The organism is Simiaoa sunii, assembly GCF_014337175.1.
Taxonomy (GTDB): Bacteria; Bacillota; Clostridia; order Lachnospirales; family Lachnospiraceae; genus Acetatifactor; species Acetatifactor intestinalis.
Genome location: NZ_CP060633.1, coordinates 2,605,718 through 2,619,100 on the forward strand (window position 1 = coordinate 2,605,718; position 13,383 = coordinate 2,619,100).

14 protein-coding genes are annotated in these 13,383 nt (G+C 45.7%); 6 read left to right on the forward strand and 8 right to left on the reverse strand.

Going from position 1 to position 13,383, the window contains the following annotated elements:
* Positions 1-158: 158 nt before the first annotated feature.
* From H9Q77_RS12005 to H9Q77_RS12020, 4 genes are all read right to left on the reverse strand, one after another.
* Positions 159-1,235 (reverse strand): acyltransferase, encoded by a 1,077-nt coding sequence (locus tag H9Q77_RS12005; RefSeq protein WP_249325712.1) that lies wholly within the window; start codon positions 1,233-1,235, stop codon positions 159-161.
* Entirely contained in the window at positions 1,232-1,921 is a 690-nt protein-coding gene (locus H9Q77_RS12010; protein WP_249325713.1) for a P-II family nitrogen regulator, read from the reverse strand. Before H9Q77_RS12010 ends, H9Q77_RS12005 begins: the two co-directional genes overlap by 4 nt.
* Positions 1,922-1,932: 11 nt before the next feature.
* Positions 1,933-3,468, reverse strand: a complete 1,536-nt coding sequence (locus H9Q77_RS12015) for a DUF1538 domain-containing protein (protein ID WP_249325715.1) — start codon at positions 3,466-3,468, stop codon at positions 1,933-1,935.
* Positions 3,469-3,577: 109 nt separating this feature from the next.
* The gene (locus H9Q77_RS12020) at positions 3,578-4,270 is read right to left on the reverse strand and encodes a PrsW family glutamic-type intramembrane protease (protein ID WP_249325717.1); all 693 of its coding nucleotides are present in this window, start codon (positions 4,268-4,270) and stop codon (positions 3,578-3,580) included.
* A gap of 289 nt (positions 4,271-4,559) precedes the next feature.
* Here H9Q77_RS12020 and H9Q77_RS12025 point away from each other — a divergent pair, with 289 nt between their 5' ends.
* The gene (locus H9Q77_RS12025; protein ID WP_249325719.1) at positions 4,560-5,696 is read left to right on the forward strand and encodes a sensor histidine kinase; all 1,137 of its coding nucleotides are present in this window, start codon (positions 4,560-4,562) and stop codon (positions 5,694-5,696) included.
* Between the two features lie 63 nt (positions 5,697-5,759).
* The gene (locus H9Q77_RS12030; protein ID WP_118503445.1) at positions 5,760-6,461 is read left to right on the forward strand and encodes a response regulator; all 702 of its coding nucleotides are present in this window, start codon (positions 5,760-5,762) and stop codon (positions 6,459-6,461) included.
* On the opposite strand, the gene H9Q77_RS12035 is transcribed toward H9Q77_RS12030, so the two are convergent.
* Positions 6,403-7,329: a helix-turn-helix transcriptional regulator gene (locus H9Q77_RS12035; RefSeq protein WP_249325720.1), complete on the reverse strand. Its 927-nt coding sequence runs from the start codon at positions 7,327-7,329 to the stop codon at positions 6,403-6,405. The genes H9Q77_RS12030 and H9Q77_RS12035 overlap by 59 nt on opposite strands.
* Positions 7,330-7,716: 387 nt before the next feature.
* On the opposite strand from H9Q77_RS12035, the gene H9Q77_RS12040 reads away from it, so the two are divergent.
* Positions 7,717-8,466 carry an AraC family transcriptional regulator gene (locus H9Q77_RS12040; RefSeq protein ID WP_249325721.1) on the forward strand — a complete coding sequence of 250 codons (750 nt, stop codon included), beginning with the start codon at positions 7,717-7,719 and terminating at the stop codon, positions 8,464-8,466.
* A 37-nt stretch (positions 8,467-8,503) separates the two neighbouring features.
* On the opposite strand, the gene H9Q77_RS12045 is transcribed toward H9Q77_RS12040, so the two are convergent.
* Positions 8,504-9,775, reverse strand: a complete 1,272-nt coding sequence (locus H9Q77_RS12045) for an IS110 family RNA-guided transposase (protein ID WP_022204360.1) — start codon at positions 9,773-9,775, stop codon at positions 8,504-8,506.
* A gap of 259 nt (positions 9,776-10,034) precedes the next feature.
* Here H9Q77_RS12045 and H9Q77_RS16855 point away from each other — a divergent pair, with 259 nt between their 5' ends.
* Positions 10,035-10,232: a helix-turn-helix domain-containing protein gene (locus H9Q77_RS16855; protein WP_249325722.1), complete on the forward strand. Its 198-nt coding sequence runs from the start codon at positions 10,035-10,037 to the stop codon at positions 10,230-10,232.
* On the opposite strand, the gene H9Q77_RS12055 is transcribed toward H9Q77_RS16855, so the two are convergent.
* Positions 10,180-11,082 carry a hypothetical protein gene (locus H9Q77_RS12055; protein ID WP_249325723.1) on the reverse strand — a complete coding sequence of 301 codons (903 nt, stop codon included), beginning with the start codon at positions 11,080-11,082 and terminating at the stop codon, positions 10,180-10,182. The genes H9Q77_RS16855 and H9Q77_RS12055 overlap by 53 nt on opposite strands.
* 466 nt (positions 11,083-11,548) lie before the next feature.
* Here H9Q77_RS12055 and H9Q77_RS12060 point away from each other — a divergent pair, with 466 nt between their 5' ends.
* Together H9Q77_RS12060 and H9Q77_RS12065 are read left to right on the forward strand one after the other, a co-directional pair.
* Positions 11,549-11,854, forward strand: a complete 306-nt coding sequence (locus tag H9Q77_RS12060) for a hypothetical protein (RefSeq protein ID WP_249325725.1) — start codon at positions 11,549-11,551, stop codon at positions 11,852-11,854.
* A 302-nt stretch (positions 11,855-12,156) separates the two neighbouring features.
* Positions 12,157-12,630, forward strand: a complete 474-nt coding sequence (locus H9Q77_RS12065; protein WP_249325727.1) for a HipA domain-containing protein — start codon at positions 12,157-12,159, stop codon at positions 12,628-12,630.
* Here H9Q77_RS12065 and H9Q77_RS12070 read toward each other — a convergent pair.
* The gene (locus H9Q77_RS12070) at positions 12,622-13,365 is read right to left on the reverse strand and encodes a Fic family protein (RefSeq protein WP_249325728.1); all 744 of its coding nucleotides are present in this window, start codon (positions 13,363-13,365) and stop codon (positions 12,622-12,624) included. The genes H9Q77_RS12065 and H9Q77_RS12070 overlap by 9 nt on opposite strands.
* Positions 13,366-13,383 lie beyond the last annotated feature (18 nt).

Here is a 13,383-nt window from a genome sequence, read left to right on the forward strand (position 1 = left end):
CGACTCGCTATTCAGAACTTCACAAGATATCTGTAGAAATAGAAAACTTCTATGCTTTGTGCACATTCTAGCATAGAAGTCTTCTGCTGGCAAGGGGTATGCTATTATCAAATATTTGTAATGCAAAACCAGATTTGCCACCTATATTTCACTTCTGATCACAACACGAATTTTCTTAACACCGGGATCTTGCGCAGCACCCACGCAGTAGCCGTTGCCAGTGCCAGCACTACCAGACAGAATACAGTCAACAGCAAGATCAATGCCACATGTCCCGCGGCAACAGACTGCACGCCGCATTGCTCCAACACCGTAAAGGGTGTGATCTTTACGAATTTATACAGCAGGTTCACATACACCGGATGTACCAGGTATACGGCGAAGCTCAAGGCTCCCGCCTCCTGCCAGGGGATCCGGTGTTTTTGAATACTCCCATTCCATCCTGCAGCGAACAGAAGCACTGCAAGCAGTACTGTAAACGGATAATTGTATGCCATCTGGATGGAGAATCCGGCGAGTGTCCTGCTCAGGATCATTCCCAGAGCCAGAACCGCTACTGCAGCTGTCAGCCATACATTCCTTCCCTTGTCCACACATACTTCTCTCACCGCGAAGAAATATCCACACAGATAATACAGGAAATACACACCGCCATCCGGCAATACCGGAATACTGTTGACATCCAGTACCTTATTCAGAAACGGTGCCACACTGCTTCCCAAGAAAATCACTGCCATCATTGCTACAACACCCCACACCGGCAGCACACGCAGCACTTTTTTCAGAAGCGGCGTGATCAGATATAAAAACAGGATCAGATACAGATACCACATATGGGACCAGGTATGTCCCATCAGAGTCATCTTCAGTGCCTCCGGGATCATCCTGATCCGGAAGGTCCGCTCCGCCACTACCAGCTCGGAAGCTGCATACGGAACGCCGAATAGGAGGATCGCCAGTGCAATCCTCCTGCAATATTTTTTAATCATGACCGGATAAGTCAATGTACGTTCCGGATTCAGGAACAAATATCCCGAGATCAATAAAAATATAGGAACGCACCAGGTCACCAGATCCATAACTGACAGCAATAATGACCGGTATTCCGGCACTATCGACGCATCTGTCACATCTGTCGCACCTGTCAGTACATGCATCAGCACCACTGCACAGGTTGCCAGTACCCGGAGCACGTCCAGAAACTGCTTCCTGGGTCCGGATAATCCGTTTGTCATGTCTCTCCCATCTCCTCCATCAGGCGCATGCCTGCAGTATCTGTCACAGGAAGGGAGAATACTATGCTTTGTGCTTTACTCTCCAGTCCTGCTTTTTCCATTATAGCACGCATGATGGAATTTTTCTGCTCACTTTTTACCACAATGAACAACATTTCTTTTTCCGGCACCAGTGTCACGCCCAGAAACTGCTGTGCATTCTCTGTTCCGGTGCCCTTGGCATGGATGACGGTACCGCCCGCCGCATGTACTTCTCTCGCTGCATCCATGACCAGTTCCGTATATCCATGATTGGCTATCACTACCAGAAGCTCATTCTTCGTCTCTTTCAATGTGGACTCCTCTCCTTTTACGAATTCCTGCCCGCAGGTCAGGTAATTCAATGCTTTCTTGCCACCGACACTGCTCACGGGAATGATAAATGCGATTCCCATTCCCGGGAGATCGATCTGCATTTTCTTACGCAGAGCAGCCTTGATCTGCCGCCAGGCAGCATCTGTGACGAGATGGAACAATACGCTCTTCTCCATGCCGTCCAGTCCAAAATAATCTAAGATCTCATTCGCCGCGGTTCCCATGCCGACGGTAACACTGCCGACCTGTGCGCCGTTTTCTTTATAGCATTCCACGAATTTCCTCGTCAGCTGACGATTGGTGATGGTGACCATCATATATAATTCACTCATGGGCACACCTCCTACAGTTCAATGATGGCATTCTCATCCAAAGCACCAAATGCATCCGCCGCACCGGCAAATACGCCTGCACCGCTCTTCTGCTGCTTTAACTGATATACCATTCCCAATATCTGGATCGTGATCAGCGGTGTCATGGCTACCATTGCTACCACACCGAAAGCATCTGCGACTAAATTGCCGTCCACCGCCACACAGGCGCCCTGCGCTAACGGAAGTAAAAAGGTAGCTGTCATGGGACCGCTCGCCACGCCACCGGAGTCGAAGGCGATCGCTGTGAATATCTTCGGTACAAAAAAGGACAGTCCGATCGCCACACCATAGCCCGGGATCAAAAACCATAGAATCGGGATCCCCGTCAGCACGCGGATCATCGCCAGTGCTACGGATAAGGATACGCCCACGGACAGAGAAACCCCCATGGATCTGGCAGAGATGGCACCGTCCGTCAGCTCCTCTACCTGATGATTCAGTACATAGACCGCGGGCTCCGCTTTTACGATAAAGTAACCGATCAGTGCTCCCACCGGCACCAGTACCCACCGGTAGGATCTGGCTGCCATGACCTGACCGAGGTAATTGCCGGCAGGCATAAAGCCCACATTTGCGCCGGTCAGAAACAGCACCAGACCGATATAAGTATACACCAGACCGATCAGGATCTTCGCCAGTGTCTTCCCCGACAGCCGCAGGGCAAATATCTGGAACAGACCGAAAAACAATACAATGGGAAGTAATGAGAGTGCGATCTCTTTCATATAATCCGGAAGCCCATGGGCAAAAAGCTGCGCCAGTTCCACAGAATCAGAGATCTCCGGGATCGCCACCGGCTGGTAATCCGCATTGGTCGGCTTATAGATCAGCCCCAGCACCATGACCGCCAGGATCGGACCGATGGAGCACAGAGCTACCAGACCGAAGCTGTCGTCCGCCGCATGGTGGTCATTACGGATGGACGCAATACCGACACCAAGAGCCATGATAAAAGGAACGGTCATGGGTCCCGTGGTCACACCGCCGGAATCAAACGCCACTGCCCGGAAGTTCTCCGGTACGAGAAATGCAAGAACGAACACTGCTATGTAGAAAAAGGTCAACAGCGGCGGCAGTGCCACACCGATCAGCATACGCAGAAGGGCAATGACCAGGAAGATTCCAACCCCCACCGCCACTGCCAGGATCAGCGTCATGTTCGGAACCGAAGGCACCTGTGTCGCCAGCACCTGTAAGTCAGGCTCGGAAATGGTGATCACCACTCCCAGCAGAAAAGATAACACTACGATCAGCAGAATGTTTTTACTCTGGGTCATTCTGGCACCCACTTTTTCTCCCATGGGGGTCATAGACATCTCCGCACCCAGCGTAAAAAACATCATACCGGCCATGACCATCATCGCTCCCACCAGAAAACACAACAGGATACTGGAGGTAATGGGGGCTATAGTAAAGCTTAATACGATCACGATCCCTACTACCGGCAGGACCGCCTTCAAGGATTCTGCAAATTTTTGCCGGATCTTTGGATTTAATAACTTCAATATTGGTCTTTCCTTTCTTTATGTTTTCTTTATCTTAACATGAAGCAAAGACCCGATCCTACCGTTTTTCGTGAATTTATAAAATTTTCACGGGGTCTTAACGCAATCTTTATGCAGACAGCTCCCGGTCCTGCCCAGACTGCTTTTTCACAAATTTATAGGCCCAGACATCCACCACGATCACAAACAGGAAAAAGAAAACGAAGATCCAGTCCGCATCCAGAGACAATGCGGAATCATAGATACCGTGTTCGATCATCGGCATGAACACGCTGAGCTTCAGGTAGCGTTTCCTGCGTTTTTTATCGCCTGCAAGTTCTGCCTCCTTCGCCACACCGAAGAAATATCCCATGATCACGCCATCGATAGCATGGGAAGGCACGGACAACAGGGCTCTGGTCACTGCCGTCCCAATGTCACCGCCCAGACAATACAGAATATTTTCAATGGCTGCAAATCCTAATGCCGAAGTCACACAGTACACGATGGCATCGAATTTATAATTGAATGCCGGATGCTTCCATGCCGCCCATTTGGCCGCCTGCATCTTGCAAAGTTCCTCGATCAGTGCCACCCCGATAAAATTATCCAGGATCACGTAGCACAGCGTATCTGCATCCATAAATACCAGAAATACTTCATCCAGAATGATTTCCAGTATCATGGCGGGGATCACAGACAATACACCAAACAGGAATATTTTCCACAATAATCCCCCCGGCTCCTTCTCCACCTTATCCTGTCTATAGATCCATACCACCAGTGCGATGGCCGGCAATAGTGCCAATCCTGTCAGAAACATAACCTATTCCTCTCCTGTCCACATAGACGGTCCGCCCTTTCAGGACCGCCGCCATACTACATTTTAATCTAATGTTTTTCCTGATGTCAACCTAACGAAAGTATATGTTCCTATTTTTGTGTCTTGGATTTTCCTGAGGATACCTGCCTTTTGCCGTAGCTTTAGGGGAAAATATACCGGTTTTCATATATCCTTAACTACTTCTTTACACCTTGCATTGCAAAGTAATGGTACTATAGTTATAATAAATTTACAAAACAGCTAACAATATTTCATGGAGGATCACACCGTGTTCCGATCATTTTCCGATAAAAAATCACCGCGGAAAAGCTTCCGCTTAAAACCACCCTTTACCAGACACGCCATCAGTATCCTGATCTGTGCCGCCTGCATGCTGTGCGCCACTCTTGCCTCTTTTTTATATCAGCATATAGTACCGGACAACCATGCCAATGTAGCACTGTTCTACATTCTGGCACTGGTGATCATCGCCAGATGGACGGTGGGCTACGGCTACGGCATTGCCTGCACCCTTTTTTCCGTAATAGCGATCAATTATCTGTTCACCTATCCGTATTATACGCTTAATTTCACACTGACCGGCTACCCTATCACCTTCCTGCTGATGAGCGGGATCACTCTGATCCTGTGTACCATGACCTCCCATATGACCATCCAGTCCGAGATGATCGCAGAGCGGGAAAAGCGGCTGGCAGAGGCCGAAATGGAAAAGATGCGTGCGAATCTGCTGCGTGCTATCTCCCACGATCTGCGCACGCCGCTCACCGGCATCATCGGCAACAGCTCCCTGTTTCTGGAAAGTCAGAACGATCTAAGCTCCACCGAGCAGCGTACGATCATGACCAATATCTATGAGGATTCCAACTGGCTGTTGAATATGGTGGAAAATCTGCTGTCCGTCACTCGTATCCAGGGAGACAGCTTAAGCATCAATACCACAAAGGAACCGGTGGAGGAAGTGGTGGGAGAAGCTTTGGAGAAACTGAAAAAACGCTATCCCGATGCCGCCATCCGGGTCAAGATCCCCGAGGAATTTCTGATGATCCCCATGGATGCGGTGCTGATCGAGCAGGTCACCATCAATCTGCTGGAAAACGCCATCGTTCATTCCGGAAGTATCCTGCCCATTGATTTCATCGTGGAGGATCATCCGGAGCATGTATCTTTTATTGTGAGAGACTACGGAAAAGGATTGTCGGAAGAAAAATTACAGAATCTGTTCGAGACGGGCACCTACAACAATTCCCGGAGCTCGGATTCCCGCAAGGGCATGGGTATCGGTCTGTCCATCTGCAAGACCATCATCACCGCCCATCACGGAACGCTGAGTGGCCGGAATCATGCGGATGGCGCGGAATTCTGTTTCACACTGCCCAAGGTGGGAGCTGTCGCTTCAGAAAAATAAGTGTACTCTCAGCCACATAAGACAGAACTCTTGAAAATACCGGAAAGGATATGGATCACAGATATGAATAAGATCAAAGTTCTCTTAATCGAAGACGATAGAAGTATCAGTAATTTCATCACCGCCACCATGGACCGGGAAGGCTACAAGATCATGCATGCCTTAAACGGCAGAGAGGGACTGAGTCTCAGCACTTCTTTCTGCCCCAACGTGATCCTGCTAGACTTAGGGCTGCCGGACATGGACGGGCTGGAGGTATTACAGAAACTCCGTTCCTGGAGCGATGTTCCGGTGATCATCATATCTGCCCGCACCAAGGAGCAGGAAAAGGTCTCCGCTCTGGATCTGGGTGCGGACGATTATATCACAAAACCTTTCGGCACCGGCGAGCTCATGGCAAGGATCCGCACTTCTCTGCGGCACAGCCACGCCCAGACTCCCGGTCATGTGTATAAGGCACTGGATCTGGAGATTGATTTCGAAAAACGTCTGATCCGCCTGCGGGGCGAAGAGGTACATCTGACCCAGATCGAATACCAGCTGCTTACACTTTTAGCAGAGAATTCCGGCAGAGTCCTGACCTACAGCTATATCATGAATGCTATCTGGGGACCCTACATGGACAATAATAACCAGATCCTGCGAGTCAACATGGCGAACATCCGCAGAAAGCTGGAACAGAATCCTGCCCAGCCCCAGTATGTCTTCACTGAGATTGGTGTGGGCTATCGGATGCGTGAGAACGAGAACGGTGGGACTGTATAAACAGAAATACAATTCCCGACACTGCCTCCAGCAAAATGAGTACCGTCCCTCTGTCCAGTGCCTTCCAGACGCTGTCCAGGGTATCCATCCGGCCCAGAATGTCTATGTAAAAGAAATCCAGATAGATGACCGCCGGTGAGATCACACATCCCGGATGCAGTACCGTCCGCTCCATGAGCAGACGGTACATTTCCACTGCCAGAAATATTACATTCAGGGCATAGCCCGCACAAAGCTGATTGTTCAAAAACGGTCCCAGGGAGCTGAGTTCCATACCAAGGGGAACACTTCCTGCCCGGACCATTCCGAAGCTTAAATACATGATTCCAACACTCCACAATAGCATCGCAAGGGATGCTATTCCAAGTCCTCTGCTTAATTGACTGGAGGGAATCATTTTCACATCCTCTTCCTTTCCGAAATACCGGTATACAAGCCCCAGCATCGTCAGTGTCCCCGCCATGGAGATTCCGGCCACCTGGCAGGCAATATCTCTTCCCCCAAACAACCCTCTTCCGGAAAATAAACAGATCCCGATGACACAGTGATAGATCAAAAGCCCCAGCACGATCAGATACAGGATCCTCTTTTCACGTTTCCGCTGCTCCTGGAGCTTTGCCAGTCTCACGACTTCCGTCACTGCCTCCTCCCGGTCTCCCGCCCGCTCTCCGGTCACAATGTCCTGAATCGGCAGTTCCAACAGATGGGACAGGGACTCCAATACGCCAATATCCGGAAAACTTTCTCCATTCTCCCACCGGGATACCGCTTTGTTGGTCACCCCTAACATCCTTCCCAGTTCACTCTGGGTATAATTTTTGCATTGTCTGGCTTCCCGGATCAGATTGCCCGTTTTCTTTTTATCCATACTAATCCCTATACCTTTCTGTACTCTACAAACTCTCAGGTGCTTTAGCACCTTTGCTTTAGCACCTTTGCTTTAGCACCGTATGCCGGCCGATCTGTACCCTTATGGTAACAATCCTTTGGAAAATGCGCAATCCATTGTAACGAGACTGCCTGTTTTCTGTGATTTTTTGCGCAAAAAATTCCCCTCGGCGAGGGGGGAGTGTACCGAGGGGGATAGAGAGAAAAGTATTTTTGAAAGAGGCGGGTTCCTTTTTCAATTATTATAATAGCGTAATTTTTTAATATTTACTGCTGTTTTTATAGCTTGTTTATGTTGAAAGCACTGTTTTTTTGTGGTATTCTGACTGTATCAATGTCAATAGATTTAAAAAGTGAAGGAGCAGCTATGGATATCACAACGAAAAAAGGCAGACGCGGCAGAAAGGATATTGACCGGATCATCGTGGAAAAAGGCCGCAGAGGTGATTTTTCTCCCCTGCAGCCCGATCATTATCACAGCTTTTATGAAATTTTTTATCTCTGGTCGGGAAGCTGCCGTTTCCTGTTAAAAGATACGGTCTATCAGATGGAAGCCGGAGATCTGGTCTTCATCGCTCCGGGAGAACTGCATCACTCTCTGTATTCCGCCGGAGAGGTCTGCGAGATCGTAATGATCTATTTCAAAGAAGAATATCTGCATTTATCGGACCGGTCTGCCGACAGCCTCACTTCCATATCCGGGCAGGGGCTGCAGCTGCATTCCTTCATGGGCAGCGTTCCTACGGTATACCAGGAATATCTGCACTCTCTGCTGACCCGTATGCTCACCGAGAATTCCCGCTTCGACCAATACTCCGAACATTTTGAGCGTTGCTATCTGGAAGAGCTTCTGCTCATGCTGATGCGGCATTCCGTCATGAATGAAAAGGAACCGGATCTGCTGAACTCCCGGGATGCGGACATCCTGCTTGCCACAAAATACATTTACAACAATTTCCGCAAGCCACTGACACTGGAAGAGGTCTCCTCCGTGGCTTCCTTAAGCCCCACTTACTTCAGCAAGAAATTCAAATTGATCACCGGCATGGGCTTCAAGGAATATTTAAGAGTGAAAAATAAAGTAGATTTTAGGGCGCACTTGTATAAGGGTTCATAAAACCCCGTTTTTACAAGTATAGAAAGCAGAAAAAATGTTAGTTATCGTTGCGTTTCACTAACTTAGAGCTGTCGTAACCAAGGCTTTCAAGGTAAGCAAACACATTGTTCTCATTCAAGACGACACTCTCTACATGATTCTGAGGGTCCATCAATTCCTCATAGTCAGTAGGGGTAAAGGGCTTCTTTTCTGAAACCATGTGGTAAATACAGACCATCATCATTCTTGCAATGGCAATGATTGCCTTTTTGTGTCCACGTCGCTTTTTGATTCGACCATATTTGATTGCAAAATAAGGCTGCTTTTTGCTCTTAATTGCAGCAAGGGCACATTGAACCATCATTGGTTTCAGGTAATCGCCTGCTTTGGCAATGCGGACAGACTTTTTCTTACCAGCGGATTCATTGTTGGCAGGAGAAAGTCCGCACCAGGAACACAGATGTTTTGCATCATCAAAAATATCCATATCAACGCCTGTTTCTGCAAGAACAATCGTGGAACTTAACTCTGTCATGCCGGGCATGGTACTGACAAACTCCACGAACTCGTAATAAGGCTTGATGCGGACATAGAGTTCCACTTCGGTCTGGGTAATCATATCATCGAGATATTCCAGATGCCCCCGGGCAAGCTCTAGTTTTTTAGCCTGATCTGTTTCAATAGTGTAGCCTTTGATGGCTTCGATGATTTCATCAGACTTGGATTTAGCCCCTTTCTTTATGAGTTTGCGGACAGCTTTTTCATCCATGGAATCGGCAGTATGCTCCAATAGATAAGAGATGATTTCAGTTGCTGTCTTGCCAAAAGGATCAGAAAGAACACTGGCAATGCCGACATTGGAAATGGTCATACAGTTCTGGATGCGATTCTTCTCGGAAGACTTCATGCAGACCAGCTTGAAACGGTATCTGGAAAGTTCCCTAAGCTGACGAAAATCTTTTGGAGGAATAAAGGAACATCTGACAAGATCAAATTTGTAGAGGTCGGCAATCCATTTAGAATCCTTTTTGTCCGTTTTCTTGCCTTTAATGGCTTTGACATACTTCGGATGTGTAAGGCAGACATCAATGTCATTTTCGAGATAATTAAAAATAGGAATCCAATACTTTCCGGTGGATTCCATACAAACATGATAGCAATTATTCTCGATAAGCCAGTTGTGAAACCTTTGAATATCTGAGTTGATGGTTGAAAAAGATTTTTGCAGATATTCGGATATGCCGTCCTTATTGGTAGTTACGATGGTTGCAACGATAACATTTTTGTGGACATCAAGTCCACAGCAGATGGAGTATTTTAACTTCATCATTAAGTATCACCACCTTAATAAAAAGGGAATAGCAACATTGACTGTCATCCTGCGACTGAATAAACATGGTTTATTACCAATGATAAGAGTCCGGGCTCAATGTCCCACTTGTTTGTGCTTGTAAGGATGACGGCACATATAACTATACGGGGTCGAAATAAATTCGCCACTTCTCCTTCCGTGCTCTGTAGTGTATTGCTATTCCTTGAAAGAATTATAAATCAAAGAGTGGAGGGGCACAACATTTTTCATAACTTGTTTGTGCCTTGAGCGAAGCGAAAGGAATGATAAAAACTATGTACGGCTCAAACACGCCCAGACGGCGCTTCTTACCACCAACAGTTCCATCACGGATATTGCTCTGGAATATGGCTTCAACGACAGCAATTATTTCAAGGATCTGTTCAAAAAAGTATACGGAAAATCTCCCCGGGAATATCGGAAAAATCCTGACTGATATCGGGCTTTCTATCAGAAGTCTTCTCTAAATCCTCCTCTTCTAAGCGCTCTTCGGTCTGCTTTTCGATTTTCTCTTCCAGGGCCTCCCGAATGGCATCCTGTACACTGTCGAATTTTTCCAGGAAATTATCCCACTCTTTGATACTGAATTCCTGATTTCCAATCTGAAATTTGGTCTCTGTATCACCGTTCTGGAGCTTGTCATAGATTTCCTGCATCTTCTCCCGGATCTGTTCTCTGAGACTCAAATCCTCTTTTTCCGACTCTCCGGCGGTTCCGGACAGATCCTTTCCCGCTACTTTGTCCGCATCGGTCGTCTCCGAAGTTTCCTCATTGCTGTCTACATCGTCACCGTTCTCCATATCATCCAGTTCCTTCTTCATCTCCTGGATCTTCTTATCCTGTGCCAGTGCGCGCAGGATCCGGTTCACATCCTCCGGGCTGAACATACCGATGGCCTTGGACAGGGCATCGATGTTATTCCGGTTAACCAGCAGGCTTCCACCGCCGGACAGCGGAATGTTGATACAATCTTTCTCATTAGAGGTATCTCCCAGCGTCAGACGGTTATGATCATAATCGCAGACGAAGACCACCCCATTATATTCAATAACACCGTCCTCCGCCATTTCCCCATAGGGCACTTTGTCTTTGCCTTCGATACGACGGTTCAACCGTACACCACGTGTCACCGGAGCCAGTGCCTTGTCATTTTCCTCCGCAGATTCCTCCAGACTCTCTGCAAAACGAGATGCCACATCTGACGCGCTCTGCAAAGTTCCTTCGCTTACCCTCTTCTGGATCTCATACATCAGTGTCCTTCCGTAACCGATTCCCGTAATTGCCATATTTATCTCCCTCTCCGCAGCGATCACTGCCATAAAAAAAGATGGTTGCCTTCTCTTGAAGCAGCCATCCGTAGCTTTTGTCCATCCATGGTATCTGTATTTCCTATATGAATAGTATCGACACCGCCCGGTAAAAACTTTATAGCATGATTCTCTTGTTTTTTGTACCTCTTATTTTAAAATGAAGAAAAAAGAAGTGTTAAACTCCCGTATCGTTATTTCCGGTTTCTCTGGCGTTCTTTTTGTCTGTCCGGGCGTTTTTGGTGTCCTGTTATACCTGCTGGGCTTTCGCGATTTGACGCTCCAATCAATGGATGGTATAGTAGTGCTGTACGATCGCGTGTTGTTGGAGATTCCGCTGTGTACATTGGAAAACTGGTAGTCTGGAGTTAGGATGCCACCGGTGTATGCCGAGAAGCTGGTGGTTAAGAAATTGGTTTCTGTAAAGAGGGAAAGAGGTTAGAGGATGCAAAAAAGTGTGATCTATTTTAAACGTACTTTACCGGAAAAGGTGATACAGTTATTAGTGTCCATTTCAAATGATGCTTTTAACAATCGTGAGGGGAAGATTGTAGGTAATAGAGAATCCACATATTGTTTATCTTACGGTGGCGATGAAAGTATGTATGGCTGTCTGCAATTAGGGATGCTGGAGTTGGAGGACAACAAAGATTTTTTAAGGTGTGTATGTGATTGGAAGTGGATTGATGAAGAATATCCGGATGAGAATTACAGTGTATGGAGAATAATGGAAAAATCCCTAAAAGAATAGAACCGGATAGATGTCGTAAACAGTTGACTTTTAATATACCAACAGAATTGAGTTTTTGTAGGTCTGGAGCAGAAGGAGTGATATTTTATTTTTATTGATGAAAATTATGTGATTAACAGGGAAGAATTGCCTAAAGTCCTTCAAAGGGATATTGAAGAACTGGAGAGCTATTATCATAGTGGAGATTTTGTAGGATATGATTGCTGTCTGGAAACACTGGAAGCGACTGTGAAGCAGTGTTGTATACATGGCAGCATCAGTGGAAAGCAGTTAGACACTATTTTCAGGAGGTATGGATTAAGGTGATAGAAATGATAAATTTTGAAGATTGTCCTATAAATGATCGTGTATATAGTGGAGCTGCTGGAAGAAAATTAGGTGTTGTTTACGAAGGACAGAATTATATTTTGAAATTTCCCGGTAATTTGAAGGATAAGCAACTTAAAAATATAAAAATGGGTTACAGTAATGCTCCTGTTTCTGAGTATATAGGATCTCATGTATATGAATTGATAGGAATGCCTGTTCATGAAACAAAACTTGGAGTGTATAAAAACAGAGTAGTGGTAGGATGTAAGGATTTTTTATCAGAAGGAGAAAACCTAATAGAATTTGAAAAAATAAAAAGTATGATTTATGAAATTCCATGTATTAGTGATGTACGGAAAAAGTTTTATACATCAATGATAAGTATGAGGTATGAAAAAGTTCTTTTGCCAACGTTTCAGGAATTAGTAAATATGCGGAGCAGAGGAATAGATATGATGTCACTTTAACTCACCCAAAACCCATGTTTTCTCCAAGCTTTTTTTCATATAATTAAGATATGGAGTGATATCACCGGTATTGTCATAATGATCTAAGGATTTATAATACTGGTCTTTTGTTTCTGAGTATACTACTAAAGGTGGATAGTTATTGATCATCAAATAATAGTTCATAAGGGTTCTCCCTACTCTTCCATTTCCATCGGCAAATGCATGAATATTTTCAAATTTACAATGAATATATGCGGCTGTTTTTAAAATGTTATCACCCTTGTCAGGGATATTTAAAATTTCGTCACATAATTCCGCTATTTCAGCCGGAACTTCTTCTGGTAGCGCACCCTGATTTGATTTGCCAATTACATAATCATGTATTTTATAATGTCCAGGACGTTCACCTTTTTGCCAACGGTGTTCGTCATAGACCCCTTGCATAAGTTGATAATGAATTTTTTTTATAAGATCAGAGGTAATGGGGTCTTTATTTATAATTTTAGGTACAAGAAAATTATAACATTTTTTTTGATTTTCAATTTCAAAGATGATTTGAATATCACCACAAAAATTGATTACCTTTCCATTTTCAAAGACTTCTCTTGTAGCATGATATGTTATCTGTGGATTTTCTATTGTTCCAGAGTTATAAGCAAAAGTGATACGAAAATTGCTGAGCTGTTGATCTAATTTTTCGATGCTATCTATTTTCTTCTCCTTCCACTTGCTTATGATGTCTGTATAGTTCACAAAAATACTCCTTTCATT

What these genes read in the sequence shown, in the direction of transcription:
- H9Q77_RS12040 (WP_249325721.1), top strand. Translation starts at nt 7,717, where the DNA reads ATGGATATCACAACGAAAAAAGGCAGACGCGGCAGAAAGGATATTGAC.
- H9Q77_RS12010 (WP_249325713.1), bottom strand. Translation starts at nt 1,921, where the DNA reads ATGAGTGAATTATATATGATGGTCACCATCACCAATCGTCAGCTGACG.
- H9Q77_RS12055 (WP_249325723.1), bottom strand. Translation starts at nt 11,082, where the DNA reads ATGGCAATTACGGGAATCGGTTACGGAAGGACACTGATGTATGAGATC.
- H9Q77_RS12035 (WP_249325720.1), bottom strand. Translation starts at nt 7,329, where the DNA reads ATGGATAAAAAGAAAACGGGCAATCTGATCCGGGAAGCCAGACAATGC.
- H9Q77_RS12005 (WP_249325712.1), bottom strand. Translation starts at nt 1,235, where the DNA reads ATGACAAACGGATTATCCGGACCCAGGAAGCAGTTTCTGGACGTGCTC.
- H9Q77_RS12030 (WP_118503445.1), top strand. Translation starts at nt 5,760, where the DNA reads ATGAATAAGATCAAAGTTCTCTTAATCGAAGACGATAGAAGTATCAGT.
- H9Q77_RS12060 (WP_249325725.1), top strand. Translation starts at nt 11,549, where the DNA reads ATGCAAAAAAGTGTGATCTATTTTAAACGTACTTTACCGGAAAAGGTG.
- H9Q77_RS12045 (WP_022204360.1), bottom strand. Translation starts at nt 9,775, where the DNA reads ATGATGAAGTTAAAATACTCCATCTGCTGTGGACTTGATGTCCACAAA.
- H9Q77_RS12020 (WP_249325717.1), bottom strand. Translation starts at nt 4,270, where the DNA reads ATGTTTCTGACAGGATTGGCACTATTGCCGGCCATCGCACTGGTGGTA.